The organism is Streptomyces sp. NPDC005784 (assembly GCF_042871525.1).
Lineage (GTDB): Bacteria > Actinomycetota > Actinomycetes > Streptomycetales > Streptomycetaceae > Streptomyces.
Window position 1 is genome coordinate 73,393 of sequence record NZ_JBIAIQ010000015.1, and the last position, 26,341, is coordinate 99,733.

Here is a 26,341-nt window from a genome sequence, read left to right on the forward strand (position 1 = left end):
CCGTATGGCCATGCCGCTTCGGCAGTCCATGAAGGTCGCTGCATACCTGTTTGAACAGAAGCTCAGGAAGCGGGACAAGTTCGCCCTGCTCGTCGAGTTGGAGCCGCTCTTCGCGTGCAACCTCGCATGCGAGGGCTGCGGCAAGATCCAGCACCCCGCCGGTGTGCTCAAGCAGCGCATGCCGGTCGCCCAGGCCGTGGGCGCGGTCCTCGAATCCGGTGCGCCGATGGTGTCCATCGCCGGCGGCGAACCGCTGATGCACCCTCAGATCGACGAGATCGTGCGGCAGTTGGTGGCCAAGAAGAAGTTCGTCTTCCTCTGCACCAACGCGATGCTGCTGCGCAAGAAGATGGACAAGTTCAAGCCCTCGCCGTACTTCGCCTGGGCCGTGCACATCGACGGGCTGCGCGAGCGGCACGACGAGTCCGTCGCCAAGAAAGGCGTCTTCGACGAGGCGGTCGAGGCCATCAAGGAGGCCAAGCGCCGCGGCTTCCGCGTCACCACGAACTCGACCTTCTTCAACACCGACACCCCGCAGACCATCATCGAGGTGCTCAACTACCTCAATGACGACCTGAAGGTCGACGAGATGATGCTCTCGCCCGCCTACGCCTACGAGAAGGCCCCCGACCAGGAGCACTTCCTCGGCGTCCAGCAGACCCGGGAACTGTTCAAGAAGGCCTTCGCGGGCGGCAACCGGCGCCGCTGGCGGCTCAACCAGAGCCCGCTCTTCCTGGACTTCCTGGAGGGCAAGGTCGACTTCCCGTGCACCGCGTGGGCGATCCCGAGCTACTCGCTCTTCGGCTGGCAGAAGCCCTGCTATCTGATGAGCGACGGGTACGTGCAGACGTACAAGCAGCTCCTGGAGGAGACCGACTGGGACTCCTACGGCCGCGGCAAGGACGACCGGTGCGCCAACTGCATGGCGCACTGCGGCTACGAGCCGACCGCCGTCCTCGCCACCATGGGCTCCCTCAAGGAGTCGATCCGGGCGGCCCGCGAGACCTTCACGGAAAGCCGCGGGTGACGTCGTGACCGCCGTCTCCCTGGGCCTGCCCGAGGTACCGGTCCGGCCGATCGCGGAGCGCCGTGTCTCACGGCGCATCCAGGTCGGACCGGTGGCGGTCGGCGGCGGGGCGCCCGTGTCGGTGCAGTCGATGACCACGACCCGTACGTCGGACGTCGGCGCCACCCTCCAGCAGATCGCGGAACTGACCGCGTCCGGCTGCCAGATCGTCCGCGTCGCCTGCCCCACGCAGGACGACGCGGACGCGCTCGCGACCATCGCCCGCAAGTCCCAGATCCCGGTGATCGCGGACATCCACTTCCAGCCGAAGTACGTGTTCGCGGCGATCGAGGCGGGCTGCGCGGCGGTGCGGGTGAACCCCGGCAACATCAAGCAGTTCGACGACAAGGTGAAGGAGATCGCGCGGGCCGCGCAGGACGCCGGGACCCCGATCCGTATCGGAGTGAACGCCGGCTCACTCGACCGGCGGCTGCTGGAGAAGTACGGCAAGGCGACGCCCGAGGCGCTCGTCGAGTCGGCGCTGTGGGAGGCGTCGCTCTTCGAGGAGCACGGGTTCCGGGACATCAAGATCTCGGTGAAGCACAACGACCCGGTCGTCATGGTCAACGCCTACCGGCAACTGGCCGCGCAGTGCGACTATCCGCTGCACCTCGGGGTGACCGAGGCCGGTCCGGCGTTCCAGGGGACCATCAAGTCGGCCGTGGCGTTCGGCGCGCTGCTCAGCGAGGGCATCGGTGACACCATCAGGGTTTCGCTGAGCGCGCCGCCCGCCGAGGAGTGCAAGGTCGGCATCCAGATCCTGGAGTCGCTGGGGCTGCGGCAGCGGCGCCTGGAGATCGTCTCCTGCCCGTCCTGCGGGCGCGCCCAGGTCGACGTGTACAAGCTGGCCGACGAGGTCACGGCCGGTCTGGAGGGGATGGAGGTCCCGTTGCGCGTCGCGGTCATGGGCTGCGTCGTCAACGGTCCCGGCGAGGCGCGGGAGGCGGACCTGGGGGTCGCCTCCGGCAACGGCAAGGGGCAGATCTTCGTCAAGGGCGAGGTCATCAAGACCGTCCCCGAGTCGAAGATCGTCGAGACCCTCATCGACGAGGCGATGAAGATCGCGGAGCAGATGGAGAACGACGGCGTCGCGTCCGGAGAACCGGCCGTCACCGTGAGCTGATCAGCACGGACCGAGAGGGGGCCCGACGTGACGATTCTGGAGAACATCCGGGGACCACGCGACCTGAAGGCGCTGTCCGAGGCAGAAATCGGTGAACTGGCCGAAGAGGTGAGGGAGTTCCTGGTGCACGCGGTCGCCAGGACCGGCGGTCATCTCGGACCCAATCTGGGAGTGGTGGAACTGTCCATCGCCCTCCACCGGGTCTTCGAGTCGCCCGTCGACCGCATCCTGTGGGACACCGGCCATCAGAGCTACGTACATAAATTGTTGACAGGGCGTCAGGACTTCTCCAAGCTGCGCGGCAAGGGAGGCCTGTCCGGCTACCCCTCGCGCGAGGAGTCCGAGCACGACGTCATCGAGAACAGCCACGCCTCCACGGCGCTCGGCTGGGCGGACGGGCTCGCCAAGGCCCGCCAGGTGCAGGGCGAGAAAGGCCATGTCGTCGCGGTCATCGGCGACGGCGCGCTGACCGGCGGCATGGCGTGGGAGGCGCTGAACAACATCGCCGCCGCCAAGGACCGACCGCTGATCATCGTCGTCAACGACAACGAACGCTCGTACGCGCCGACCATCGGCGGCCTCGCGAACCACCTCGCGACCCTGCGGACGACCGACAGCTACGAGCAGGTCCTGGCCTGGGGCAAGGACGTCCTGCTGCGCACCCCGCTCGTCGGCAACACGATCTACGAGTCGCTGCACGGCGCGAAGAAGGGCTTCAAGGACGCCTTCGCGCCGCAGGGCATGTTCGAGGACCTCGGGCTCAAGTACGTCGGCCCGATCGACGGCCACGACGTGCGAGCCGTGGAGTCCGCGCTGCGCCGGGCGAAACGCTTCCACGGGCCCGTGCTCATCCACTGCCTGACCGAGAAGGGGCGCGGCTACGAGCCCGCGCTCGCGCACGAGGAGGACCACTTCCACACGGTCGGGGTGATGGACCCGCTGACCTGCGAGCCCCTCGCGCCGTCCAACGGCCCTTCCTGGACCTCCGTGTTCGGCGACGAGATCGTCAGGATCGGCGAGGAGCGCGCGGACGTCGTGGCCATCACGGCGGCCATGCTGCATCCGGTGGGGCTCGGGAAGTTCGCCGAGCGGTTCCCCGACCGGGTGTGGGACGTCGGCATCGCCGAGCAGCACGCCACGGTGTCCGCGGCAGGTCTCGCGACCGGCGGGCTCCATCCCGTCGTCGCCGTGTACGCGACCTTCCTCAACCGGGCCTTCGACCAGCTCCTCATGGATGTCGCCCTGCACCGCTGCGGGGTGACCTTCGTCCTCGACCGGGCCGGGGTCACCGGCGTCGACGGCGCCTCGCACAACGGCATGTGGGACATGTCGATCCTCCAGGTCGTGCCCGGCCTCAGGATCGCCGCGCCGCGCGACGCCGACCAGCTGCGGGCCCAGTTGCGGGAGGCGGTCGCCGTCGACGACGCGCCGACGCTGATCCGCTTCCCGAAGGAGTCGGTCGGCCCGGCGATCCCCGCGGTCGACCATGTGGGCGGGCTCGACGTCCTGCACCGGGGGGAGCGCCCCGAGGTGCTGCTCGTCGCGGTGGGCGTCATGGCGCCGGTCTGCCTCCAGACCGCCGACCTCCTGGAGGCCCGGGGCATCGGCTGCACAGTCGTCGACCCGCGCTGGGTCAAGCCCGTCGACCCGGCGCTGCCCCACCTCGCCGCCGAGCACCGGCTCGTCGCAGTCGTCGAGGACAACAGCCGGGCCTCGGGCGTCGGCGCGGCGGTCGCGCTGGCCCTCGGGGACGCCGAAGTCGACGTGCCCGTACGGAGGTTCGGCATCCCGGAGCAGTTCCTCGCGCATGCCAAGCGGGCCGAGGTGCTGGCCGACATCGGGCTCACACCCGTCGAGATCGCCGGGCGGATCAGCGCCGGCCTGGCGATCAGGGACGAGCGGGCCAAGACCGCGTACGAGCTGTCGAAGGCCGCCGACCGGCCGGCCGAGGATGAGTCGTCCAAGGAGAAACAGGAATGACCGACCCTGCGGAGAAGGGGGAGTTCGACCTCGGCGCACTCCTCGCCGAGCGCGGAGCCGAGCGCTACGAACTGCACACGAAATACCTGAACCACCAGCTCCCGCGCATGCTGCACACCATCGGCTTCGACAAGGTGTACGAGCGGGCCGAGGGCGCGCACTTCTGGGACGCCGACGGCAACGACTACCTGGACATGCTCGCCGGGTTCGGGGTGATGGGCCTCGGCCGCCACCACCCCGTCGTCCGGCGCGCGCTGCACGACGTCCTCGACGCCTCGCTCGCCGACCTCACCCGCTTCGACTGCCAGCCGCTGCCTGGCCTGCTCGCGGAACGCCTGCTCGCCCACAGCCCGCATCTGGACCGGGTGTTCTTCGGCAACAGCGGGACGGAGGCGGTCGAGACCGCGCTGAAGTTCGCCCGGTACGCCACCGGCAGGCCGCGCGTTCTGTACTGCTCGCACGCCTTCCACGGCCTGACCACCGGATCCCTGTCCGTGAACGGCGAGGACGGCTTCCGTGACGGCTTCGCCCCGCTGCTGCCCGACACGGCCGTCCCGCTGGGCGATCTCGACGCCCTGGCAAGGGAGTTGAAGAAGGGCGACGTCGCCGCGCTGATCGTGGAGCCGATCCAGGGCAAGGGCGTCCACGAGTCCCCGCCCGGATATCTGCGCGCCGCCCAGGAGTTGCTGCACCGGCACAAGGCCCTGCTCATCGCGGACGAGGTGCAGACCGGCCTCGGCCGCACCGGGGACTTCTACGCCTACCAGCACGAGGAAGGGGTCGAACCGGACCTCGTGTGCGTGGCCAAGGCGCTCTCCGGGGGCTATGTGCCGGTCGGCGCGACGCTCGGCAAGGACTGGATCTTCAAGAAGGTCTACTCCTCCATGGACCGGGTCCTCGTGCACTCGGCGAGCTTCGGTTCCAACGCGCAGGCCATGGCGGCGGGGCTCGCGGTGCTCTCCGTGATGGAGAACGAGCAGATCGTCGCCAACGCGCGGATCACCGGGGAACAGCTGAAGTCCCGGCTGGCGGCCCTGGTCGACCGGTACGAGCTGCTCAGCGACGTACGCGGCCGGGGTCTGATGATCGGCATCGAGTTCGGCCGGCCCACGTCGCTCAAGCTGCGCGGCCGCTGGACCATGCTGCAGGCCGCGCGCAAGGGCCTCTTCGCGCAGATGGTCGTCGTCCCGCTGCTCCAGAGGCACCGCATCCTCACCCAGGTCTCCGGCGACCACCTGGAGGTGATCAAGCTGATCCCGCCGCTGGTCATCGACCAGCAGGACGTCGACCGGTTCGTGGAGGCCTTCACCGCGGTGATGGAGGACGCGCACAGCGGCGGCGGGCTGATGTGGGACTTCGGCAAGACCCTGGTGAAACAGGCGGTGGCGAACCGCTGAGACCCGGCCGCTCCGGCGGGCCGCTGCCGTCGCGGCGTGGACGCGGGCGCCGCGCCGACTCGGGTGCGGGCGCGGCGTCGACGCGGGTCTGGATGCGGCGTCGACGCTGCCGAGGACCCGGCGTCGACACCGTCGGGCTCTTTGCCTCTGGGGCAAGAAAATTGCCCCAGAGGTAATCATCGGGCTCAATGGTCATATGAGCCCTGTGGATCCAGGGGCGGCCGACGAGCCGTCCGCCGAGCTGCACGCCGTCGCGCCCCAGCTCCGCGCGCTGCGCCGCAACGCGTCCCTCACGCTGGAGGCCGCCGCCCGCGCGGCCGGGCTCTCGCCCGCCCACCTCTCCCGTCTGGAGACCGGGCAGCGCCAGCCCTCGCTGCCGATGCTGCTCACGCTGGCCCGTGTCTACGGTACGACGGTCTCCGAACTGCTCGGTGAGACGGTCGCCGACCGTGACGCGATCGTGCGGGCCGCCGACATGCAACCGGCCCCGGCGGGCGGCTGGACCTACTGGCAGGCCGGTGCCGCGGGGCGAGGCATGCAGGCGCTGCGCGTGCACGTCCCGTCCGGCTCACAGGGCGACATCGTGCGCGTCCATCCGGGCGAGGAGTGGCTGTACGTCCTCCAGGGGCGGCTCAGGCTGCGCCTCGGAGACACCGCGCACGTCCTCGCGCCGGGGGACAGCGCCCACTTCGACTCGCTGACCCCGCACCGCATCGCCGCCGTCGAGCGCGACGGAGCCGAGCTCCTCTTCGTACACACCCTGCTGCAGAGTCCCGTCGCCGCGCTGTGCCTCGGCCCGGCGACGGGCCACCCCACCTCGGGAGAGACGTCATGACCGAACCCACAGAACCCCGCCGGCGGTCCATGGAGGAGAAGTTCCCGCGCGCCCTGTGGGTGCGGCTGATCATCTACGTCGCCGTCGGCCACCTCTTCGCGGCCTTCATCTACCTGCTCTTCACGCTGGGCGCGAAGAACCAGTAGAACCACCACCGGAACGCTTAGAAACCGCAGCCCGGGCGAGCGGCTCAGTCCAGCAGCCGCTCGCGCAGGCGCTCCCGCAGCTCCGGCGTCATCCCCAGCCCCTGCTCCAGGTAGGCGTCGACGCTGCCCCAGGTCTCCTCGATCGTCTCGAACGCGGCCGTCAGATACTCGGCGCGTGCGTCGAAGAGCGGGCTGAGCAGTTCCATGACCTCGGGGGAGTACGCGGAGGCCGAGGTGTTGCTGCGGCGCACCTTGTAGCGGCGGTGCGCGGCGTTCGACTCCAGGTAGTCGGCCACGATCGCGTCGCGCTCGACGCCGAGGGCGAGGAGGGTGATGGCGATGGACAGCCCGGCGCGGTCCTTGCCGGCCGCGCAGTGCATCAGCGCGGGCACACTGTCCTCGGCCAGCGCGTGCAGCACCTGGGAGTGCTCGGCCGTGCGCTCCTTGATGATCGTGCGGTAGGAGTGGATCATCCGGTTCGCGGCCTTGCCGTCGCCGAGGATCGCGCGCAGCTGGTCGAGATCGCCGTCGCGGACCATCTTCCAGAACTCGCTGCCGTCCGCCGGGTCGGTCAGCGGAAGATTCACGTTCCGTACGCCCGGCAGTTCGACGTCCGGGCCCTCCATCTTCTGGTCCGCGGCATTGCGGAAGTCGAAGATCGTGTGGAGTCCCAGGGAGGCGAGGAACGCGGCGTCCTCGTCCGTGGCGTGAGCGAGGTGGCCGCTGCGGAACAGGTGCCCGTAGCGCACTCGCCGGCCGTCCGCGGTGGGCAGGCCGCCCACGTCGCGGAAGTTGCGCACTCCGCCGAGATCGGGCTCGGTCGACGGGACCTGCTGCGTCACGGGGGCTCCTCCCATTCGGCCGCCGGCGTCGCCGGGCTGGACTCGGCATCGCTCGTCGGCAGTTGTGTCCGGCTCGCGCTCTCGACGATACGACATGGGTTCCTGAGGCAATGAGTTGTCCACAGGGGTCGTCTACCAGGCGGGACGCCCTCGATGACACAGCTCGTTGGGCACGTATGTTCGAATTTGCCAGGGAGTCGGCCGCCTGGCCCGGCCGTACGGATTCGGCAGGTTGAATTGCGCCGATGTGCGGCATTGCTGCGTGCCGTTTTGCGTGCCGACCGGCACGGAGGCCCGGATGTGACGGTTATCCATTCACGTCGTATCTGGCTGTTCTGTCCCAATTGGCGCCTTCGTTACAACTGGCCCTGGAATAAAGCACCCTGGGTCGAGTCGCGTGAGGAGCGTCATATTCGTGACGATGCGTTGCCGTCCTCATTTCTCAACCCGCCCGCGTTTCCGGGCCGGTTGAGAGGTCCGAAAGATCGTCATTCCACAGAGGGTGACGGCAATTCCCCCATGGATCAAGAAAGGTGAGCGCACGGACAAAGCGCACGGTTGTCGACGCGCTCTCATCTCGCTTACGTTCTGCCTCAATCCGGACGGACGCCCAATCCTGCCGCCGCCCGGAATCCGCACACTCACCCGTACACGGCAGGAGCGGGGGACCCACAGGTTCCGTGCCTGATCCGGTCTCCGGAACAGGCTAGGGGTACAGCCGCGCAGCACCGCGGCCGGGCATCTCCAGCCCGCACCCGACAGCTCACCCCGCAGGCGCCGGAGAGGAAATCGTCATGCCCGCCAAGGGTAAGCACCGCCGTCCCAAGTCCTTGCGTTTCACCCGCTCGATCGCCGTGGCCGGAACCGGTGGCGCGGCGCTCGCGCTGCCTCTGATGGGCGCCACGGGTGCCCACGCCGCGACCCCGGCCACCGCCGTCGCGCAGCACGTCGAGAAGGCCGCGACCGCCGCTCCCGTCGCCAAGAAGTCCGCCACGACGAAGACGTACGCGGTGAGGTCCGGCGACTATCTCTCGAAGATCGCCGACGAGCAGAACGTCACCGGCGGTTGGAAGAAGATCTACTCCGACAACCGCTCCGCCATCGGCAGCGACCCGTCGCTGATCCACCCCGGTCTGAAGCTGTCGCTCGGCAAGAAGGCCGCCTTCGCCGGCGCCGCCCACTCGGCCACCCGGACGACGACCTCGGCGGCGAAGACCGACCGGGCGACCCCGGCCAGCGACACGGCTGCCTCCAACACCGCTTCCGCCGAGAGCGGTTCCGGCTACACCCTGCCGGTCGAGGGCAGTACGGTCGGTACCGGCTACAAGGTGGCGGGCAGCATGTGGTCCAGCGGCTACCACACGGGCGTGGACTTCGTGGTCCCGACCGGCACCACGATCAAGTCCATAGCGGCGGGCACCGTCGTCTCCGCGGGCTGGGGCGGTGCCTATGGCAACCAGGTCGTCATACAGCACGCCGACGGCAAGTACTCCCAGTACGCCCACATGTCGTCCCTGTCCGTCTCGGCGGGGCAGACCGTGACCGAGGGCCAGCAGCTCGGCCTCTCCGGCGCGACCGGCAATGTCACCGGACCGCACCTGCACTTCGAGATCCGCACGACGCCGGACTACGGCTCCGACGTCGACCCGGTCGCGTACCTGCGCTCGCACGGTGTCGCCGTCGGCTGACGCCTCACCCTGAGCTCCGGACGCTTGCCCTGCTCCTGACGGCAGGACTGCATCCGAAGGCCGGACCCCATGATCCCCGGGGTCCGGCCTTCGGTGTTTCCCGCCGCGAGGCACGTGACCGTGGTCGAGCAAGGCGCGTGACTGCCGCCGAGCGATTCCCCGCGATTTCCGCGGCATGTCGGTGATCGCTGCTTCAACACCCTTGCTCCGAGCCCTATTCCAGAGTTGACCAATGCTTGGCGAGTGGCTTATCTCACCGTCCGTCAACCCTTCCCTACGGTCGCGTAGCTCACATCCAAAGGTGAATCATGGGCCGATGTGGCAGACGATTCGAAGAATGACAACAGATCAGTGATCGGGTCGTACGTGGCGGTGGGGGACAGCTTCACCGAGGGCGTCGGCGACCCTGGGCCCGACGGGGCGTTCGTCGGTTGGGCCGACCGGTTCGCGGTACTTCTCGCCGACCGGCGACCCGAGGGCGATTTCAACTACACCAATCTCGCGGTGCGCGGCAAACTGCTCGACCAGATCGTCGAGTCCCAGCTCCAGAGGGCCAAGGAACTCGGCCCGGACATGGTCTCGTTCTGCGCGGGCGGCAACGACATCATCCGCCCCGGCACCGACCCCGACGAGGTCGCGGAGCGCTTCGAGCGCGCGATCGCCGACCTCACCTCCGCCGTCGGCACCGTCATGGTGACCACCGGCTTCGACACCCGCGGCGTCCCCGTGCTCAAGCATCTGCGCGGCAAGATCGCCACCTACAACGGACATGTACGGGCCATCGCGGACCGCTACGGCTGTCCCGTCCTCGACCTCTGGTCCCTGAAGACGATCCAGGACCGCCGCGCCTGGGACGGCGACCGTCTGCACCTCTCGCCCGAGGGGCACACCCGGGTGGCGCTCCGTGCCGGACAGGTACTCGGTCTCGATGTGCCCGCCGACCCGGACCAGCCCTGGCCGCCCCTCCCGCCGCGCGGCACGCTCGAAATGCGCCGCGACAACATCCAGTGGGCCCGCGAATATCTGGTCCCGTGGATCGGACGGCGGCTGCGCGGGGAGTCCTCGGGCGATCACGTCGCGGCCAAGGGGACCCTGTCACCTGACGACATCAAGATGCGCATCGAGTCGGTGGCCTGAGACCGGACCGCCCCGGTCACGTGGCCACGGGATCACGGGCCACCCTGGTCACGTGGGCACGGGACCACCCCGGTCAAGGCGCCACGGCCCACTGCGGCCACGGCGTCACGGACAGAGCGGGTCCGGGCCTGTAGAACAGGCCCGGACCCGCACCGGCGTCCCGGGCGGGCCGGCTCGACGGGTGAGGTGACAGGCGTCCGCCTTCGGCCAGGGCGGATCAGGGGTACCGGTCGCTCCGGCGAGATCCGGGACACGATCGTCCTCACGGCGGTTCACGAACTGGACCCGGGCGGCGCGGATCGCGGACCGGGGACAATGCGCCCCGCACCCGCGCTAGCGAACCGCCGCCATCAACGCCTCGCGCTCGAGGCCCAGTTCACGGGCGAGGGCCTCGTCCGCCCACTCCTGGGTCCGCGCCCGTGACACGGCTCCCGAGTACGCCGTCATCTGGACGGCCAGTCCGTCCAGCAGCGCGGTCATCCTGAGGACCGCGCTCGTGGGGTCCGGGCAGTGGAACTCGCCCGCGGCCACGCCCTCCGCGATCACCTCGGTCATCGCGGCCTTCCACTGCCGGTCGAGATCGCGGGTGACGTCGCGCAGCGCGGGCTCACGCAGGGCGACCGCCCAGCCCTCGATCCACAGGCGCCAGCCCTTCGCCTGCCCCGTCGGGGCGTACCAGCGCACGGCGGTCCGAAGGCGTCGCAGTGCCGTCGTACGGCGGCCGAGCAGCTTGCGCAGATGGGCGAGATCGTCCTCGGCCGCGTACGTGAACGCGGCGGCGACCAGCTTCTCCTTCGTCGAGAAGTGGTACAGCACCAGCGCGTTGCTCACGCCGAGGGACGAGGCCACGTCGGCGATCCGTACCGCCGCCACGCCCCGCGCCTCGATCTGTTCGACGGCGGCCCGCAGCAACTCCTCACGCCGCTCCGCCACGCTCAACCGCACTCTCGCCACGCGGCAACCCTACACAGCCCTTTGAGGTGGGGCCCGACACGAGTTGACGCCTCCCTCGGCACCTCGCCCTGCGCGCCCCGGCGAAGGACGGCCCGGCCGCCCGGCCGACACCTGTTCGGTCGACCCGGGCCACTCCGGCCGAGCCGGGCCGGCTCCCATCGGCTCCGGTCGACCTCGGTCGCCGTCAGTCGACGAACTGGTAGTCGGCCTTGATACGACCGTCCTCGTCAAGGACGAGGAACTCCAGCCCGCCGCCCGTGACCTGTCCGTCCCCGGTGTGGAAGGACTCCCAGCGGAACGTGATCACGTCGTTCAGCCGGCGGGCGGACTCCTGGATCCTGAAGACGTACGTCCCAGGGGCCACGAACTCCTCGTAGGCACGCGTCACGCGCGCGTGCAGCTCGTCGTGACCCCTGGCCTCCAGCACGGCGGTGCCGAAGCCGAGGGACACGGCCCTGTCGTGCATTTCCCGCGGCGGGCGCAGGAGATGCACGCCGTCCTGCGCCCACAGCTCGTGCACGGTCTTGCGGCGGATCTCGGGGTCGGGTTCGTTCCAGACGCCGATGTAGCGCTCGATCAGGTCCTGCGCGTCGATGGCGGACATGGTGCTCCTCGTGCAGGTCGGTGCGCGCTTTCGCGCGGGTTCCTCTGACGACACCGACTCTGCTTCGGTCCGGCCCGCGCCTCAATTCCCGCCAGGGAATCGCCGCCCTCGGCGCGGACTCACCGCGTGCCGGGCGGCGGGCCCGCCACCGACCCGACGAGTTCGCGTTGGCGGGCGGTCAGCGGCTCCGGGTCCCTCACCGGTACCAGCCGAACCGCTCCGCGATGACCGGCAGCCGATCGGTGACGATGGCGTGGGCGGCGGCCCGCGGCGTCGTGCCGTCGGCCTCCGCGCGCGCGAGGGTCCGGTCGATCAGGGCGCGCATGGAGCGCCGGGTGTGGGCGAAGGCCTCGTCCGCGTCGGCGTCGATGTCGCCGAACAGGGTCCACCACCACCAGGCGTTCGTGCCGGAGTTGACCACGACGTCCGGCAGGACGGTGACCCCGCGCGCGGCGAGCAGCAGCTCCGCGTCCGCCAGGACGGGCATGTTGGCCGCCTCGACGATCCAACGGGCCCTGATCCCTTGCTGGTTCGCCGTGTCGATCGCGTAGGAGACCGCGGCGGGCACCAGCACCTCGACGTCGGCGGACAGCCAGGCGTCACCGGGGAGTTCACGGTCGGCGTGGCGCAGCACCGCGCGGTCGACGGTCCCGTACGCGTCCCGCGCCCCGAGCAGCGCGTCGACATCGAGGCCGTCCGGGTTCGCGATGGTTCCCTTGACGTCGGCGACGGCCACGACCTTGAGTCCCGCGCGCACGAGGAAGCGGGCCGTGGCCCCGCCCATGGTGCCGAGTCCCTGCACGGCGACGCGCGTTCCCGCGTACGGCACGCCGGCCCGGTCCAGGGCGGCGAGCACCGATTCGGCGACGCCGCAGCCGCCGACCAGCTCGTCGAGGCCGATGCCGTCCACCTCGACCGCGAAGGCGTCCGCGAGCCGTTTCCGGGCCGCCGTCTCGTCGTCGAGCAGCGGGTACACGGCCTGGATGGACGAGACGAGCCCGGCCTCCTCGGCGGCCCGGTCGACCAGGTCCTGGCTGAGCCCGAGGTCTTCGCCGGTGGTCCAGAAGGCCTCGATGTACGGGCGCATGGCGCGCAGATAACGCACCAGCAGGCCGTAAGCCGCCGGGTCCTGGGGATCGCAGTCGATACCGCCCTTGGCGCCGCCCAGCGGGATGTACCGGCCCTCGGGGTTGTAGTGCAGGGCCTCCTTCATGGTCATGCCACGGGCCAGCCCGGCGACCTCCTCCAGCGTGCAGCCGGGCCGCATCCGCAGACCGCCGCTGGAGACACCGCGCACGAGCCGGTCGACGACGAGGTATCCCGGGCGGCCGGTGACATGGTCCGTCCAGGTGAGCGTCATCAGGGGGGCGGTCATGGGGTCTCCTCGGGGATGGCGATCAGGGTGGGGCCGGGGGTGCGCAGTGCCTTGGTGAGCGCGGCGGTCAGCTCGTCCGGGCTGTACGCGTGCGTGCCCTGTCCTCCGTAGGCGCGGGCCAGGGCGGGCAGGTCGACCGGAGCGAGGTCGACGGCCGTGGGGGTGTCGCCCCGGGCGGCCATCTCGTCGCGGATCTCCCCGTAGCCGCCGTTGTCGAACACCACGACGGGCAGCGGGAGGCCGAGCTGTGCCGCGGTCGCCAGTTCCTGCACCGTGAACTGGAGGCCGCCGTCCCCGCTGAGCGCCACCACCTGGCGGTCGGGGAACGCCGTCTTGGCGCCGATCGCCGCGGGCAGCGCGTAGCCGAGCGTGCCGAAGCCGGTCGGGTGAAGATAGCGGCCCCCGGGACCGAGCGGGAAGTGGGGGAGTGCTCCGTAGTAGCAGCACTGGGCGCTGTCCGAGGTGATCACGGCGTCCTCGGCGAGGACGGCGCGGAGGGCCCGCAGGTACGGGATCCAGCGGGCGTCGCGCCCGGCGGTCTCGGCGTTCCGCGCGGCCCGCAGGACTCCGGCGCGTCGGACGGGGTCCTCGCCGGGCACGCGCGCGTGACGGCGTACACCGCCGGGCGTCTCGACGGCGGCGAGCAGTGCCGTCAGGGCGAGCCGCGCGTCGCCGACGACGGGGATGTCCGCGGGGAGGCCCGCGTACATCTGGTCCGGGTCCAGGTCCACGCGGATCAGCGTGCCGTTCAGGGCGGGCGGCGCGGACCACAGGTCGGACTCGGCGAGTTCGGTGCCGACGGCGAGCACGGCGTCGCGTTCCGTGAGCCAGTTCTGGACCGAGGGGCTGTGGAGGGACACGCCGAGGGACAGCGGATGGGTCTCGGGGACGATCCCCTTGCCGTTGGCCGTGGTGACGACGGGAGCGCCCAGCTCCTCGGCGAGCGCGAGGGCGATGCCCGGGGTGGCCGCGCCGCGCGCTCCGCCGCCGAGCACGAGCGCCGGACGGCGTGCCGCGAGCAGGGCTTCGGCGGCCCGCTCAACGGCCGCCGCGGCCGGGGCGAGGGGAGCGACAGGAGGAGCGAGGCGGACGGGGCCGGTCTCCTCGGCGGCCTCCAGCAGATCGAGGGGGATCTCGATGTGCGCGGGGCGCGGCCGACGGGAGCGGAACAGCGTGAAGGCGCGCGCCACCGCCGCGTCGATCTCCGCGACCGAGGACACGCGATGGCTGAAGGCGGCCACGCCCCGCAGGGCCTCCGTCTGACTGCGTGTCTCGTGCAGCAGACCGGTGGCGAGCCGCGGATGGCGCAGCGGCATCCCGGGGGAGACGACGAGCAGCGGCACGCTGTCCGAGTACGCCTGGCCGACGGCCGCCGCCACGTTCAGCAGGGCGGGTCCGGTCGTCGTGATCACGACACCAGGGTGCCGGGTCACGCGCGCGTAGCCGTCGGCGGCGTATCCGGCGCCCTGCTCGTGGCGCGTCAGGACGTGCCGGATGCCGTACGCGGACAGGTGGCGGTAGATCTCCAGGTTGTGCGTCCCGGGGATGCCGAAGACCCGGGTCACGGCGTGGCCGCACAGGGCGCGGACGAGGGCCTCGCCGCCGGTGGGCGTCCCGGCCGTCACGGGTACCGCGCGATGACGCGCCGCACGACGTCCGAGGCGCCCTCGGTCGTCGCCGACGCGGCGGGGAGGTCGGACACGGTGTCTCCAGGGGTGGACGGGCCGATGCGGCCCTCGGGCCACCGGGACGGTTACCCGGTCTACTGAATCACGAGTCAGTATCGGAAGGGTTCCGGGGCATGTCAACGCCCTGGATCGATCGTCGGTGGAGATGCCGCGGGTGCCCGAGCACGACGGTGCGGAGCGGCGCGGGTCCGCTCGGTGAACCCGGGCCGTACCCGGACGTGCTCGCACCGCGACGGGCCACCGGCGGTCACCCGGGGGCGCGGTGGCGCCCAGAACGTCTCCCTCACCCGGAAGAAGCACGGGCGCGCCGGGGTTGAGCACATACAGACCCAGGGCCACGGACATCGCTTTGTGACCGGGGCGACCCGGCGCTGTCAGAGGCGACGACCATAATGAAAGCCTGACCGACTCCATCTGGAGGTATCCGTGACCGGTTTCCGTACCCTGAGCTCCGGGCTCCGCGCGCTGCGGCCCGCCGCCTTCGGCGCGGATCCGGGTGGTGCGCGCATGCGGCGCATCCGCAATTCGCCGAACTTCGCGGACGGTGTCTTCCAGAACCCGGAGACCGCCCGCACCCGCCCCGACGGCTCGATGCTGGAGTTCGCGAAGGTCTACTTCCGCAGCGAGGAGCGCGCCCACCGCTCCCCGGCCGGGACGGTGCCGGTGCACGCGACGACACTCGCCGACCTGGCCAGGCCCGCCGCGACTGGCCTGCGGCTGACCTGGATGGGGCACTCCAGCGTCCTCGCCGAGATCGACGGCCACCGCGTGCTGTTCGACCCGGTCTGGGGCGAGCGCTGCTCTCCGTTCGCCTTCGCCGGTCCCAAGCGACTGCACCCCGTGCCCCTGCCGCTGGCCGCGCTCGGCCCGGTCGACGTCGTGGTGATCTCGCACGACCACTACGACCACCTCGACATGCCCACGATCAAGGCGCTGGCCGGCACGGATACGGTGTTCGCGGTGCCGCTCGGCGTCGGAGCCCATCTGGAGCACTGGGGCATCTCGGTGGACCGGATCCGTGAGCTGGACTGGCACGAATCGACCAAGGTCGGCGGGATCACCCTGACGGCGACCCCGGCGCGCCATTTCTGCGGTCGCGGCCTGCGCAACACTCAGCACACCCTCTGGGCCTCCTGGGTCGCCGAGGGAGACGCGCACCGGATCTACCACAGTGGCGACACGGGCTATTTCCAGGGCTTCAAGGACATCGGCGCCGCGCACGGCCCGTTCGACGCCACGATGATCCAGATCGGCGCCTACAGCGACTTCTGGCCCGACATCCACATGACGCCCCAGGAGGGGATGCGCTCCCACCTCGACCTCCAGGGTGGCGAGCCCTCCGGGGTGATGCTGCCGATCCACTGGGGGACGTTCAACCTCTCCACCCACGCCTGGTCCGACCCGGGTGAGGGCACGCTGGCCGCCGCCCGCGCGGTCGGAGCGCGCGTCGCGCTGCCCCGCCCCGGCGAGCCCTTCGAGCCCACGGCCGAGAACATCCCCTCCGAGCCGTGGTGGCGTGGTGTCGCCCGTACGCCGAAGGAGGGCTGGCCGGTCGTCGAGGAGACCGTCGCCGCCGACACACCGGGTGACGTCGCCGACAGCTCGACGGAGGGCACCGGAGAGCCCGAAACGGTGTCCGCGGGCTGATCGACGGATCTACGGCGAGGGCCGAGGAGCGAAACGCTCCTCGGCCCTCGCCCTTTGCTTGTGACCGCTTCTGACCAGCTCTGATCGGGTCCAGGGCCCGACATGAACGTGTGTCCGATGGAGTTATCGGTCAGGCGTGCGACGCCTCATACCAGAGCGGGACGCTACCTGGGGGAGTTTGTCAACAGCCCACCGCACATGATGCGTTGGCGACTACTGTCAGTTGCCGACGGGCGACGCAGGGCCGTTTTTTTCGGCTCTCTCGACCGGCACCGCGATGGCACACGCCCGAGTCGCGCAGACCCGCGGGAGCCCCGTGCCCCCGACGCATCCAGTACGAGGACGCCGATGTCTCACCTTCGCGCACCGGCCGCACGCGCAGACCGCCGTGAGGGCGGGCGGCACGGACGACCGGTCGCCCGTGCCACCCCCTCGCTGCCCGAGACGCACCTGCGGCCCCAGCTGCTGCGCCTCGCGGTCCTGCCGCCGACCGCCGTAGCCCTCAGCGCGTGCGCCGCCGTACTGTTCACCGTCCGCTCCACCGGCGCCCGGCCCGGCCCGATCCTGTGGGCCGTCCTCGCCGGAGCGGTGGGCGTGGCCCTGGCCGGCATCCTGATCGCCGCCGTGGCCGCCGATCGCGCCGCCACGTCCGTACGGGAACGCATAGGAGCCCTGCGCCGCACCAGCGCCCGCACCGAGACCGATCTGCGCGCCGTCGTCGAGGGGCTGCGCCGCGGCGAGGACCCGCCCGCGCGCAAGACTCGCCGCCGTCCTCCCGCGGACGCCGACGACTTCGAACTGCTCGCCGCCGACATCTCCCGTGCCCACGACGGAGCCGTCGCGGCCGTCGTGCAGGCCTCGCAGCTCTCCAGCCACGCGGGCAGCGAGCAGAAGGTCGAGGTCTTCGTCAATCTGGCCCGGCGCCTGCAGTCCCTCGTGCACCGCGAGATCTCCATCCTCGACGAGCTGGAGAACGAGATCGAGGACCCGGACCTCCTCAAAGGGCTCTTCCACGTCGACCACCTGGCCACCCGCATCAGACGCCACGCCGAGAACCTGGCCGTGCTCGGCGGCGCCGTCTCGCGCCGTCAGTGGAGCAACCCCGTCTCCATGACCGAGGTGCTGCGCTCCGCGATCGCCGAGGTCGAGCAGTACTCGCGGGTCAAGCTGGTGCCCCCGATCGACGGCACCCTGCGCGGCCACGCGGTCGCCGACGTCATCCACCTGCTCGCCGAACTAGTCGAGAACGCCACGGTGTTCTCCGCCCCGCACACCCAAGTGCTGCTGCGGGTCGACCTCGTCACCTCGGGACTGGCCATCGAGGTGGAGGACCGCGGGCTCGGCATGCAGGCGGCCGAACAGGACAGGATGAACGCCCTGCTCGCCGACCCCGACCAGGTCAATGTCGCCGGCCTGCTCCAGGACGGGCGCATCGGTCTGTTCGTGGTCTCGCAGCTCGCCCGCCGGCACGGCATCCACGTACGGCTCCAGAACAACATCTACGGCGGTGTCCAGGCCGTACTCGTGATCCCGCAGGGGCTGTTGGGCTCGAGGCCGGGCGCCCTCGACGACGGGGGCGTGACGCAGGCGCCGCCGCACGGGACCAACGGGGGGCACCGGCCGGCCATCGGACCCGGGCCCACACAGGCGGCGCCGGTCCAGGTTCCGGCCCTTCCCGGGGGCCGCCCGGTGGCCCCGGTCCCTCGGCAGTCGCCGCGGGAGCCGGCCCGGGGGGAGCGGACGTCTCCGCGTGTCGCGCCGGTCACGGGTCGCGGCGGTTCCGCTCCGCTCCCCGTGCGCGGCGCCCGTACGGAGCGGCCCAATCCGGCCGAAGCCGTACCCGGCATCCGCCCCGAGGACCGACTCGCCGCCGCCGAGAACGCGGCCATGCCGCCCACACCACGCACCGGCGTCGTGCGCGGCACCATGGACAGGCCCCACCTGCCCAGGCGGCGCGCTCAGGAGCACATCGTTCCCCAACTGCGCGAAGGACCCGTACCCCGCCCGGACACGGAGTATCTCGTCGGGCACGACCCGGGGCTCATGGCGGCGTTCCAGCGCGGGATCGGGCTCGCGGAGGCCGCCGACGCGGATCGGGCGGGCCGGGAGCGGTCGGAGCCGTCCCGCGGGGTGTCGCCGACGGCCGAGCCGGCAGCCCCGGCGTCGTTCCCGGACCGGGCGCGCCTGGAAGCACCGCGCGGGGACGGCGCGGTCCGGGCCCACGGGGAGCCGCCCATGGGCACCCCCGCCGGCGGCGGCGCCCCCCTGGACGTACCCCCGAAGGACGCCACACCGACGGCCTGCCCGGGCGAGGCACGTACGCCGCACGCAGAGGCGCCGCACGGGGCCCGCGACACCGCGCCCGGACACGACCGCACCACCCGGCACGACGGGAGCACACCCGCGTGATGACCACCCCCACCCCCACCGTCACCCCCACCGCTCCCGCGGACCTTCGTACCTCAAGGAGTCGATCCCCCATGGCGAGCGATGCGCCGACCGGCCACGTATCCGATCTCGACTGGCTGATGAGCGGCCTCGTCCAGCGCGTACCGCACACCACGAGCGCGGTGCTGCTCTCCTGCGACGGGCTCGTGAAGTCGGTCCACGGCCTCGACCCGGACAGCGCCGACCACATGGCGGCGCTGGCCTCAGGCCTCTACTCCCTCGGACGCAGCGCGGGCGTGCGGTTCGGGGACGGCGGCGAGGTGCGCCAGGTCGTGGTCGAACTCGACTCGACCCTGCTGTTCGTCTCCACGGCCGGCTCAGGCACCTGTCTCGCCGTGCTCGCGGGCCGCGAGGCCGACGCGGCCGTGCTCGGCTACGAGATGGCGATGCTGGTCAAGAGCGTCCGGCCCTACCTGGTCACCGCGCCCCGGCAGCACACCGTCGAACCCTCGGCGATGAGGTCTTGAGCGTGGCCGCGGCCGGCGACGGGCCCTGGCTCGATGACGCGGCAGGACGCCTGGTGCGCCCCTACACCGTCAGCAACGGCCGGACCCGGCCGACGACCGCGCTCGACCTCCTCTCCCAGGTCATGGCCACCGGAGCCACACCCCTCGGCTACCTCGGCCCCGAGCACGGCCAGGCACTCGAACGCTGCCGGGCACCCGTCTCGGTCGCGGAGGTCGCCGCCCATCTGAAGCTGCCGGCGGCGGTCACCAAGGTGCTGCTGTCCGACCTCGTCGACTGCGGGGCGCTCACCACGAAGCCGCCGGAGTTCCACCACAACCCCACTGACCGGTCTCTTCTGGAGGCAGTGCTCGATGGATTACGACGACAGCTCTGACCCCTTCCCCACCGCACTGAAGATCTTGGTGGCGGGAGGGTTCGGGGCAGGCAAGACAACGTTCGTCGGCGCGGTGAGCGAGATCGCGCCGCTCAGTACGGAGGAACTGCTGACCACGGTCAGTGCCGCGACCGACCGGCTCGACGGCATCGAGAACAAGGTCGAGACGACCGTCGCGATGGACTTCGGCCGCATAACCCTGGATCCGGAACATGTGCTCTATCTGTTCGGCACACCCGGGCAGGAGCGGTTCTGGTTCATGTGGGACGAGCTCTCCGAGGGCGCGCTCGGGGCCGTGATCCTCGCCGACACGCGACGCCTGGAGGACTGCTTCGCGGCCGTCGACTTCTTCGAGCAGCGCGGTCTCGCGTTCATCGTCGCGGTCAACGAGTTCGACGGCTCGTACCGCTACGACCCGGCCGAGGTGCGCGCGGCCATCGACCTCGACCCCGAGATCCCCGTCGTGTGCTGCGACGCCCGGATCTCCAGCTCGGGGGTGCAGACCCTGCTCATCCTGGTCCGTCATCTCCTCGCCCACGCGCCGGCCCAATCCCCGAGCCACGGAGCCCGTACATGACCTACGACCCGCCGCGGCCGGCCGGTCGTCTGCTGCTCACACCGGAGGACAAGGACGCTCCGGCCCGGGTGCGACGGCTGCGCCGGCTGGGCCTCGGTGAGCGCCCCGAGCCCGCCTTCGACGCCTTCGCGGACCGCCTCGCGGTGGTCGCCGCGGCGCCCTATTCGATGGTCAACTTCATCGGCGAGGAGCAGCAGTTCTTCGCGGGCCTGCACACCCCGGACGGTGCCGGCAGGGGCACCGACCTCGTCGCGAAAGCGGACCGGAGCGAGCTCGAACCGGGCCGCTACATGGCCCGGGACCACGGCTTCTGCCCGCATGTGGTGGTGCGCCGCAAGGCGCTCGTCCTGGAGGACGTCTGCGACTACCCGCGCTTCGCCGGCAATCCGGTCGTCGACGAGTTCGGCGTCCGTTCCTATCTCGGTGCCCCGCTGATCGACCGCAGCGGCATCGCCCTCGGCACCATCTGTGTCGTGGACGTCGAGCCGCGCCCGTGGGGAAGAGCGGGCCTGGAGACCATCAAGTCGATGGCGGCCGAGCTGGTCGAGCAGCTCGAACGGCGGGAGGGAGTCCTCGGGATCTGACGATGTGCCGGGACGCGGGAGGCCTGCCTTGCCGGCCGCCGGGGACCCACCCTTGATGTATGTGATGAGCCCCCACGGGACGGGGGTCATACATGTCCACGTAGGCACCTCCGATCCCGATGTCCCCCTCTTGGGCTACTCCGGCGGTCCGACATCCGATCCCGGGCAGGGCCAGGGAGAACTGGGGCGTGAAGGAAAGCTGGGGCCGCGCTTAAGAAATCCTCGATGGACCAAGGGCACCGTCGTACGGCAGATTCCTGGGTGAATTCACCCCTCTCCCCGGTGCGGGCCTCCTTCGGCGTGCCGTTCCCGGGATCTCACGCACAGGAGCCGTCGAGTGAAGGCGCTGGTCAAGGAGAAGGCGGAGCCCGGACTCTGGCTCACGGACGTTCCGGAGCCCCAGGCCGGCCCCGGTGAGGTACTGATCAAGGTCCTCAGGACCGGGATCTGCGGCACCGACCTGCACATCCGCAACTGGGACGGCTGGGCGCAGCAGGCCATCAAGACGCCGCTCGTCCTCGGGCACGAGTTCGTCGGCGAGGTCGTCGAGACCGGCCGCGACGTCGCCGACATCAACATCGGCGACCGCGTCAGCGGCGAGGGCCACCTGGTCTGCGGCAAGTGCCGCAACTGTCTCGCCGGCCGGCGTCACCTGTGCCGTGCCACCGTCGGCCTCGGCGTCGGCCGCGACGGCGCGTTCGCCGAGTACGTCGTGCTGCCCGCCCAGAACGTGTGGGTGCACCGCGTCCCGGTCGACCTCGATGTCGCCGCGATCTTCGACCCGTTCGGCAACGCCGTGCACACCGCGCTGTCCTTCCCGCTGGTCGGCGAGGACGTCCTGATCACCGGCGCCGGCCCGATCGGCCTGATGGCCGCCGCGGTGGCACGCCACGCGGGCGCCCGCAACGTCGTCATCACCGACGTGAGCGAGGAGCGCCTGGAACTGGCCCGCAAGATCGGTGTCAGTCTCGCCCTCAACGTCGGAGGCTCGACGATCGCCGACGGGCAGCGCACGCTCGGCCTGCGCGAGGGCTTCGACATCGGCCTGGAGATGTCCGGCCGCCCCGAGGCCATGCGCGAGATGATCGCCAACATGACCCACGGCGGTCGGATCGCGATGCTGGGCCTGCCGTCCGAGGAGTTCCCGGTCGACTGGTCCCGGATCGTCACCTCCATGATCACGATCAAGGGCATCTACGGCCGGGAGATGTTCGAGACCTGGTACTCGATGTCGGTCCTGCTGGAGAGCGGCCTCGACCTCTCGCCCGTGATCACCGGCCGTTACGGATTCCGGGACTACGAGGAAGCGTTCGACGACGCGGCCGGCGGCCGTGGCGGCAAGGTCATTCTCGACTGGACCCTCTGAGGACTCTAAGGAACTGATGATGTTCGACTCCGTGCGCGACGACCTCCGCACCACCCTCGAAGAGATCCGCGCCGCCGGGCTGCACAAGCCCGAGCGGGTCATCGGCAGCCCGCAGTCCGCGACCGTGAGCGTCACCTCGGGCGGCCGCCCCGGTGAGGTCCTCAACTTCTGCGCGAACAACTACCTCGGTCTGGCCGACCACCCCGAGGTCGTCGCCGCCGCCCACGCGGCGCTCGACCGCTGGGGCTACGGCATGGCGTCCGTGCGCTTCATCTGCGGTACGCAGGAGGTGCACAAGGAGCTGGAGGCGCGGCTGTCCGCGTTCCTCGGCCAGGAGGACACGATCCTCTACTCCTCCTGCTTCGACGCCAACGGCGGCGTCTTCGAGACCCTCCTCGGCGCCGAGGACGCGGTCATCTCCGACGCCCTCAACCACGCCTCGATCATCGACGGCATCCGGCTCTCCAAGGCGCGGCGCCACCGGTATGCCAACCGCGACATGGCCGACCTGGAGGCCCAGCTCAAGGAGGCCTCCGACGCGCGCCGCCGCCTGATCGTCACCGACGGCGTCTTCTCGATGGACGGCTATCTCGCCCCCCTGAAGGAGATCTGCGACCTCGCCGACCGTTACGACGCGATGGTCATGGTCGACGACTCGCACGCCGTGGGCTTCGTCGGCCCCGGCGGCCGAGGCACCCCCGAGCTGCACGGGGTCATGGACCGCGTCGACATCATCACCGGCACTCTCGGCAAGGCCCTCGGCGGCGCCTCCGGCGGCTATGTCGCGGCCCGCGCCGAGATCGTCGCCCTGCTGCGCCAGCGCTCCCGGCCGTACCTCTTCTCGAACACGCTCGCCCCGGTGATCGCCGCGGCCTCGCTGAAGGTCCTCGACCTGCTGGAGTCCGCCGACGACCTGCGTGTCCGGCTCGCGGAGAACACCGCGCTGTTCCGCTCCCGGATGACCGCGGAGGGCTTCGACATCCTCCCCGGCGACCACGCGATCGCCCCGGTCATGATCGGTGACGCGTCCGTCGCCAGCCGCATGGCCGAGCTGCTCCTGGAGCGTGGCGTGTACGTGATCGGCTTCTCGTACCCGGTCGTCCCGCAGGGGCAGGCCCGTATCCGCGTACAGCTGTCCGCGGGACACTCCACCGAGGACGTGAACCGGGCCGTGGACGCCTTCGTGGCGGCGCGCGCGGAACTCGACGCCTGACGGCGGGTGCGCCCCCGCGCCGGGGGCGCACACCGGCCTGATGGCCGGAAATGGCGCGTGACCTGAGAGAATCGGTCACATGATCGAAGCGCGGCGGCTCCACATCCTTCGTGCGGTGGCCGACCACCGCACGGTGACGGCGGCGGCCGCCGCGCTCTATCTAACGCCGTCGGCGGTCTCGCAGCAGCTGACCGCCCTGGAGCAGGAGACGGGCCACCGGCTCGTCGAGCGCGGCGCCAAGGGCGTACGGCTGACGCCCGCGGGCGAGATCCTGCTCGGCCACACCAACGCCGTCCTCGCTCAACTGGAGCGCGCGGAGGCCGAGTTGGCCGCGTACAGCTCGGGCTCCGCCGGTACGGTCACCGTGGCCTCCTTCGCGACCGGCATCGGCCTGGTCGTGGCCCCCGCCCTGGCCCGCCTCGCCGTCACCTCGCCCGGCATCCTCGTCCGCGTACAGGACGCCGAGGGCGACGCCAGCCTGCCGATGGTGCTCGACCGGCAGGTCGACATCGCGGTGGCCGTCGAGTACCGGGGCGCCCCGGACGCGGACGACCCGCGGCTGACGCACGTCCCGCTCTACGCCGAGCCCTTCGACGCGGTCGTTCCCGTCTCCCACCGCCTGGCCGACGCCGAGGAGGTGCCGCTCGCCGAGCTGGCCAAGGACCCGTGGATCGGCCCGTATCCGGGCAACCCCTGCCATGACGTGGTCGTCCTGGCCTGCGAGAACGCCGGATTCCAGCCGCGCCTCGAGCACTCCTCGGACGACTTCAGGGCCGTCGTCGCCCTCGCCTCGGCCGACGCGGGCGTCGCCCTGGTGCCGCGTTCGGCGCTGCGCGGCATGGAACTCACGGGTGTGGTCGTCCGCCCCGTCGACGGCATCGCGCCCACCCGCCGCGTCTTCGCCGCCGTACGCCGTGGCGCGGAGGGGCATCCGCTGATCCGGCCCGTCCTGGAGGCACTGACGCAGGCGGCGACGGTCGACTGACCTTCTGGATTCCCGCATCTGGGATAACATCCCGGATATGGGAAGCGATGACGATGCTGCGGTGGACGCCCGGCTCGGGGCCAGACTGGCCGAGCTGAGGGCCGAACGAGGCTGGACCCTGGGGGAGTTGGCGGAGCGCAGCGGGATCAGCAGGTCGACCCTCTCCCGCGCCGAGCGCGCCGAGATCAGCCCCACGGCCTCCCTCCTGAACCGTCTCTGCCATGTGTACGGGCGGACCATGTCGCACCTGCTCAGCGAGGTGGAGGGGGAACCCGCGCTCCTGGTCCGCGCCGCCGATCAGGCGATCTGGACGGACAAGGCAGCCGGATTCGTCCGGCGATCGGTGTCGCCGCCGTACGCGGGACTGCGCGGTGAACTGGTCGAAGGACGGCTCGCCGCCGGCGCGGACATCGCGTACGACAGGCCTCCCGTACCCGGCCTGGAGCAGCACATCTGGGTCCTCGACGGAACGCTCGACGTGACCGCGCAGGACGTCGAGCACCGCCTCGGCGCCGGCGACTGCCTCCGGCTGCGCGTATGGGGCCCAACGCGCTTTCGCTGCCCCGGCCCCGAGGATGTGCGCTACGCGCTGGCGGTGGTGCTGCCGTGATCGCGGTCAAGCGCCTCACGGCAGCCGAACTCCACGATGCGGTCGACGACTTGGCGGACCTGCTCACCGACACCGTGGACGGCGGCGCCTCGATCGGATTCCTCGCCCCGCTCGACCGCGGGGCGGCCGTCGCCTGGTGGCGGGGCCGCGCGGACGCGGTCTCGGCCGGGCACCTCGCGGTCTGGGTAGCCCACACCGGGGACCGACTGCTCGGGACGGTCACCCTCGCCTTCCCGGACAAGCCCAACAGCCGCCACCGCGCCGAACTCGTCAAGCTGATGGTCCACCGGGACGGCCGCGGGCAGGGTCTCGGCCGTACGCTCCTGGCGACAGCGGAGACGGCGGCGGCCGCCGCGGGAGTCACTCTCCTCCACCTGGACACCGAGACCGACAGCCCCGCCGAGTCCCTCTACCTCTCGGCGGGCTGGACCCGGCTCGGGGCGATACCGGACTACGCGGCGACGCCGTCGGGCGAACTGCGTCCGACGACGATCTTCTACAAGCAACTGCGGGCGGTGGCCGGCGCCGCCCGATCCACCGTTGACGTCGAGTGTTGATGTCGTGCGTTGACGTCGTGCTTTGCCGCGTCGATGTCAGTGCCATTGGCTAGCGTGCTTCTCATGCCGGATGCCGAAGACGTACGCCGTATCGCCCTCTCCCTGCCGGACACGACGGAGAAGATCGCCTGGAGTATGCCCACCTTCCGGGTCGCGGGCAAGATGTTCGCCACGCTGCCCGAGGCGGAGACCTCCATCGCCGTGCGCTGCCCGAAGGAGGAGCGCGACGAACTGGTCCTGGCCGAGCCGGGGAAGTTCTGGATCGCCGATCACGAGGCCGGTTTCGCCTGGGTCCGGGCCCGGCTCGCCGCCCTGGAGGACGACGACGAACTCCGCGACATCCTCGCCGACTCCTGGCGTCAGGCGGCCACGCCCCGACTGATCGACGCCCACCCCGAGTTGGGGTTCCCGTCCGCCGACTGAATCGGGCCCTGCGCTGTCGGTGCTCCGTGGCATGATCCGAAGCGGGAGTGATCCGGAAGCGGGATGAAGAGCGGGACGGGCGGCTTCGTGGGGGAGCCGTGGGGCAGGTCCAGGGGGAGGGGCACGAGCGGGATGACCAGGACGTCATCGGGCGAGGAGCCGCCGCACCGAGAGCCGTCGGATCGTACGGCAGGCTGCCGCACGACGGACGACGGCACCGCAGGGGGCGGCACGGCAGGCGTCGGCTGGGCAGGG

General features: G+C 70.9%; 25 protein-coding genes and 1 riboswitch. Of the genes, 20 read left to right on the forward strand and 5 right to left on the reverse strand.

Features of this window, described 5'->3' with window-relative positions; all coding sequences use genetic code 11:
- Nucleotides 1–4 precede the first annotated feature (4 nt).
- The 6 genes from hpnH (at nucleotide 5) to ACFYR3_RS23640 (ending at nucleotide 6,547) form a co-directional block, all read left to right on the forward strand.
- On the forward strand, nucleotides 5–1,027 hold the full coding sequence (gene hpnH, locus ACFYR3_RS23615; protein WP_389284666.1) for an adenosyl-hopene transferase HpnH: 1,023 nt from the start codon (nucleotides 5–7) through the stop codon (nucleotides 1,025–1,027).
- Nucleotides 1,028–1,031: 4 nt separating this feature from the next.
- Complete coding sequence (ispG, locus tag ACFYR3_RS23620; RefSeq protein WP_355853723.1) at nucleotides 1,032–2,189, forward strand: flavodoxin-dependent (E)-4-hydroxy-3-methylbut-2-enyl-diphosphate synthase; 1,158 nt, start codon at nucleotides 1,032–1,034, stop codon at nucleotides 2,187–2,189.
- 27 nt (nucleotides 2,190–2,216) lie between these two features.
- Nucleotides 2,217–4,169 carry a 1-deoxy-D-xylulose-5-phosphate synthase gene (gene dxs / locus ACFYR3_RS23625; protein WP_356783324.1) on the forward strand — a complete coding sequence of 651 codons (1,953 nt, stop codon included), beginning with the start codon at nucleotides 2,217–2,219 and terminating at the stop codon, nucleotides 4,167–4,169.
- Nucleotides 4,166–5,566, forward strand: a complete 1,401-nt coding sequence (locus ACFYR3_RS23630; protein WP_355853729.1) for an aspartate aminotransferase family protein — start codon at nucleotides 4,166–4,168, stop codon at nucleotides 5,564–5,566. The genes dxs and ACFYR3_RS23630 overlap by 4 nt, the downstream gene beginning before the upstream one ends.
- A gap of 196 nt (nucleotides 5,567–5,762) precedes the next feature.
- On the forward strand, nucleotides 5,763–6,401 hold the full coding sequence (locus ACFYR3_RS23635) for a helix-turn-helix domain-containing protein (RefSeq protein WP_389284667.1): 639 nt from the start codon (nucleotides 5,763–5,765) through the stop codon (nucleotides 6,399–6,401).
- A 29-nt stretch (nucleotides 6,402–6,430) separates the two neighbouring features.
- The gene (locus ACFYR3_RS23640; RefSeq protein WP_389284701.1) at nucleotides 6,431–6,547 is read left to right on the forward strand and encodes a DUF6126 family protein; all 117 of its coding nucleotides are present in this window, start codon (nucleotides 6,431–6,433) and stop codon (nucleotides 6,545–6,547) included.
- A 44-nt stretch (nucleotides 6,548–6,591) separates the two neighbouring features.
- Here the strand turns inward: ACFYR3_RS23640 and ACFYR3_RS23645 are convergent, their stop codons facing one another.
- Nucleotides 6,592–7,389 carry a tyrosine-protein phosphatase gene (locus ACFYR3_RS23645; protein WP_389284668.1) on the reverse strand — a complete coding sequence of 266 codons (798 nt, stop codon included), beginning with the start codon at nucleotides 7,387–7,389 and terminating at the stop codon, nucleotides 6,592–6,594.
- 632 nt (nucleotides 7,390–8,021) lie between these two features.
- A riboswitch (cyclic di-AMP (ydaO/yuaA leader) is annotated at nucleotides 8,022–8,179 on the forward strand.
- Nucleotides 8,180–8,183: 4 nt separating this feature from the next.
- On the opposite strand from ACFYR3_RS23645, the gene ACFYR3_RS23650 reads away from it, so the two are divergent.
- On the forward strand, nucleotides 8,184–9,077 hold the full coding sequence (locus ACFYR3_RS23650; RefSeq protein WP_356783329.1) for a peptidoglycan DD-metalloendopeptidase family protein: 894 nt from the start codon (nucleotides 8,184–8,186) through the stop codon (nucleotides 9,075–9,077).
- 351 nt (nucleotides 9,078–9,428) lie between these two features.
- On the forward strand, nucleotides 9,429–10,214 hold the full coding sequence (locus ACFYR3_RS23655) for an SGNH/GDSL hydrolase family protein (RefSeq protein ID WP_355853744.1): 786 nt from the start codon (nucleotides 9,429–9,431) through the stop codon (nucleotides 10,212–10,214).
- Between the two features lie 333 nt (nucleotides 10,215–10,547).
- On the opposite strand, the gene ACFYR3_RS23660 is transcribed toward ACFYR3_RS23655, so the two are convergent.
- The 4 genes from ACFYR3_RS23660 to ACFYR3_RS23675 form a co-directional block, all read right to left on the reverse strand.
- On the reverse strand, nucleotides 10,548–11,168 hold the full coding sequence (locus ACFYR3_RS23660; protein WP_389284669.1) for a TetR/AcrR family transcriptional regulator: 621 nt from the start codon (nucleotides 11,166–11,168) through the stop codon (nucleotides 10,548–10,550).
- A 184-nt stretch (nucleotides 11,169–11,352) separates the two neighbouring features.
- A complete protein-coding gene (locus ACFYR3_RS23665; protein ID WP_355853750.1) occupies nucleotides 11,353–11,772 on the reverse strand; it encodes a hypothetical protein in 420 nt (139 codons plus the stop codon).
- A gap of 196 nt (nucleotides 11,773–11,968) precedes the next feature.
- Nucleotides 11,969–13,147, reverse strand: a complete 1,179-nt coding sequence (locus ACFYR3_RS23670) for a Glu/Leu/Phe/Val dehydrogenase dimerization domain-containing protein (protein ID WP_355853753.1) — start codon at nucleotides 13,145–13,147, stop codon at nucleotides 11,969–11,971.
- A complete protein-coding gene (locus ACFYR3_RS23675) occupies nucleotides 13,144–14,772 on the reverse strand; it encodes a thiamine pyrophosphate-dependent enzyme (RefSeq protein ID WP_389284670.1) in 1,629 nt (542 codons plus the stop codon). The genes ACFYR3_RS23670 and ACFYR3_RS23675 overlap by 4 nt, the downstream gene beginning before the upstream one ends.
- A gap of 489 nt (nucleotides 14,773–15,261) precedes the next feature.
- Here ACFYR3_RS23675 and ACFYR3_RS23680 point away from each other — a divergent pair, with 489 nt between their 5' ends.
- From ACFYR3_RS23680 to ACFYR3_RS23735, 12 genes are all read left to right on the forward strand, one after another.
- A complete protein-coding gene (locus ACFYR3_RS23680; protein ID WP_355853759.1) occupies nucleotides 15,262–16,482 on the forward strand; it encodes an MBL fold metallo-hydrolase in 1,221 nt (406 codons plus the stop codon).
- A gap of 348 nt (nucleotides 16,483–16,830) precedes the next feature.
- Complete coding sequence (locus tag ACFYR3_RS23685) at nucleotides 16,831–18,891, forward strand: ATP-binding protein (RefSeq protein WP_389284671.1); 2,061 nt, start codon at nucleotides 16,831–16,833, stop codon at nucleotides 18,889–18,891.
- Nucleotides 18,892–18,962: 71 nt separating this feature from the next.
- On the forward strand, nucleotides 18,963–19,397 hold the full coding sequence (locus tag ACFYR3_RS23690; RefSeq protein ID WP_355853764.1) for a roadblock/LC7 domain-containing protein: 435 nt from the start codon (nucleotides 18,963–18,965) through the stop codon (nucleotides 19,395–19,397).
- A gap of 2 nt (nucleotides 19,398–19,399) precedes the next feature.
- A complete protein-coding gene (locus ACFYR3_RS23695; RefSeq protein WP_355853829.1) occupies nucleotides 19,400–19,771 on the forward strand; it encodes a DUF742 domain-containing protein in 372 nt (123 codons plus the stop codon).
- Nucleotides 19,749–20,348, forward strand: a complete 600-nt coding sequence (locus tag ACFYR3_RS23700; RefSeq protein WP_355853766.1) for an ATP/GTP-binding protein — start codon at nucleotides 19,749–19,751, stop codon at nucleotides 20,346–20,348. Before ACFYR3_RS23695 ends, ACFYR3_RS23700 begins: the two co-directional genes overlap by 23 nt.
- Nucleotides 20,345–20,932, forward strand: coding sequence for a GAF domain-containing protein (locus tag ACFYR3_RS23705; protein WP_355853768.1), 588 nt, complete (start codon nucleotides 20,345–20,347; stop codon nucleotides 20,930–20,932). Before ACFYR3_RS23700 ends, ACFYR3_RS23705 begins: the two co-directional genes overlap by 4 nt.
- A 337-nt stretch (nucleotides 20,933–21,269) precedes the next feature.
- Nucleotides 21,270–22,298 carry an L-threonine 3-dehydrogenase gene (gene tdh, locus ACFYR3_RS23710; RefSeq protein WP_356783337.1) on the forward strand — a complete coding sequence of 343 codons (1,029 nt, stop codon included), beginning with the start codon at nucleotides 21,270–21,272 and terminating at the stop codon, nucleotides 22,296–22,298.
- A gap of 19 nt (nucleotides 22,299–22,317) precedes the next feature.
- Nucleotides 22,318–23,511, forward strand: a complete 1,194-nt coding sequence (locus ACFYR3_RS23715; protein ID WP_389284702.1) for a glycine C-acetyltransferase — start codon at nucleotides 22,318–22,320, stop codon at nucleotides 23,509–23,511.
- A 79-nt stretch (nucleotides 23,512–23,590) separates the two neighbouring features.
- Nucleotides 23,591–24,496 (forward strand): LysR family transcriptional regulator, encoded by a 906-nt coding sequence (locus ACFYR3_RS23720; RefSeq protein ID WP_355853773.1) that lies wholly within the window; start codon nucleotides 23,591–23,593, stop codon nucleotides 24,494–24,496.
- A gap of 37 nt (nucleotides 24,497–24,533) precedes the next feature.
- Complete coding sequence (locus tag ACFYR3_RS23725; RefSeq protein ID WP_356783339.1) at nucleotides 24,534–25,106, forward strand: XRE family transcriptional regulator; 573 nt, start codon at nucleotides 24,534–24,536, stop codon at nucleotides 25,104–25,106.
- The gene (locus ACFYR3_RS23730) at nucleotides 25,106–25,663 is read left to right on the forward strand and encodes a GNAT family N-acetyltransferase (RefSeq protein ID WP_389284703.1); all 558 of its coding nucleotides are present in this window, start codon (nucleotides 25,106–25,108) and stop codon (nucleotides 25,661–25,663) included. The genes ACFYR3_RS23725 and ACFYR3_RS23730 overlap by 1 nt, the downstream gene beginning before the upstream one ends.
- 63 nt (nucleotides 25,664–25,726) lie before the next feature.
- The gene (locus ACFYR3_RS23735) at nucleotides 25,727–26,086 is read left to right on the forward strand and encodes an MmcQ/YjbR family DNA-binding protein (RefSeq protein WP_355853778.1); all 360 of its coding nucleotides are present in this window, start codon (nucleotides 25,727–25,729) and stop codon (nucleotides 26,084–26,086) included.
- The last annotated feature ends 255 nt before the right edge of the window (nucleotides 26,087–26,341 follow it).

Bases quoted from the DNA above. Each gene is read 5' to 3' on its own strand.
- ACFYR3_RS23690 (WP_355853764.1), top strand. From the start codon at position 18,963: ATGGCGAGCGATGCGCCGACCGGCCACGTATCCGATCTCGACTGGCTG.
- ACFYR3_RS23705 (WP_355853768.1), top strand. From the start codon at position 20,345: ATGACCTACGACCCGCCGCGGCCGGCCGGTCGTCTGCTGCTCACACCG.
- ACFYR3_RS23715 (WP_389284702.1), top strand. From the start codon at position 22,318: ATGTTCGACTCCGTGCGCGACGACCTCCGCACCACCCTCGAAGAGATC.
- ACFYR3_RS23725 (WP_356783339.1), top strand. From the start codon at position 24,534: ATGGGAAGCGATGACGATGCTGCGGTGGACGCCCGGCTCGGGGCCAGA.
- ACFYR3_RS23630 (WP_355853729.1), top strand. From the start codon at position 4,166: ATGACCGACCCTGCGGAGAAGGGGGAGTTCGACCTCGGCGCACTCCTC.
- ACFYR3_RS23735 (WP_355853778.1), top strand. From the start codon at position 25,727: ATGCCGGATGCCGAAGACGTACGCCGTATCGCCCTCTCCCTGCCGGAC.
- ACFYR3_RS23670 (WP_355853753.1), bottom strand. From the start codon at position 13,147: ATGACCGCCCCCCTGATGACGCTCACCTGGACGGACCATGTCACCGGC.
- ACFYR3_RS23665 (WP_355853750.1), bottom strand. From the start codon at position 11,772: ATGTCCGCCATCGACGCGCAGGACCTGATCGAGCGCTACATCGGCGTC.
- ACFYR3_RS23685 (WP_389284671.1), top strand. From the start codon at position 16,831: ATGTCTCACCTTCGCGCACCGGCCGCACGCGCAGACCGCCGTGAGGGC.
- hpnH (WP_389284666.1), top strand. From the start codon at position 5: ATGGCCATGCCGCTTCGGCAGTCCATGAAGGTCGCTGCATACCTGTTT.
- ACFYR3_RS23650 (WP_356783329.1), top strand. From the start codon at position 8,184: ATGCCCGCCAAGGGTAAGCACCGCCGTCCCAAGTCCTTGCGTTTCACC.
- ACFYR3_RS23635 (WP_389284667.1), top strand. From the start codon at position 5,763: ATGAGCCCTGTGGATCCAGGGGCGGCCGACGAGCCGTCCGCCGAGCTG.
- ACFYR3_RS23700 (WP_355853766.1), top strand. From the start codon at position 19,749: ATGGATTACGACGACAGCTCTGACCCCTTCCCCACCGCACTGAAGATC.
- ACFYR3_RS23720 (WP_355853773.1), top strand. From the start codon at position 23,591: ATGATCGAAGCGCGGCGGCTCCACATCCTTCGTGCGGTGGCCGACCAC.
- ACFYR3_RS23640 (WP_389284701.1), top strand. From the start codon at position 6,431: ATGGAGGAGAAGTTCCCGCGCGCCCTGTGGGTGCGGCTGATCATCTAC.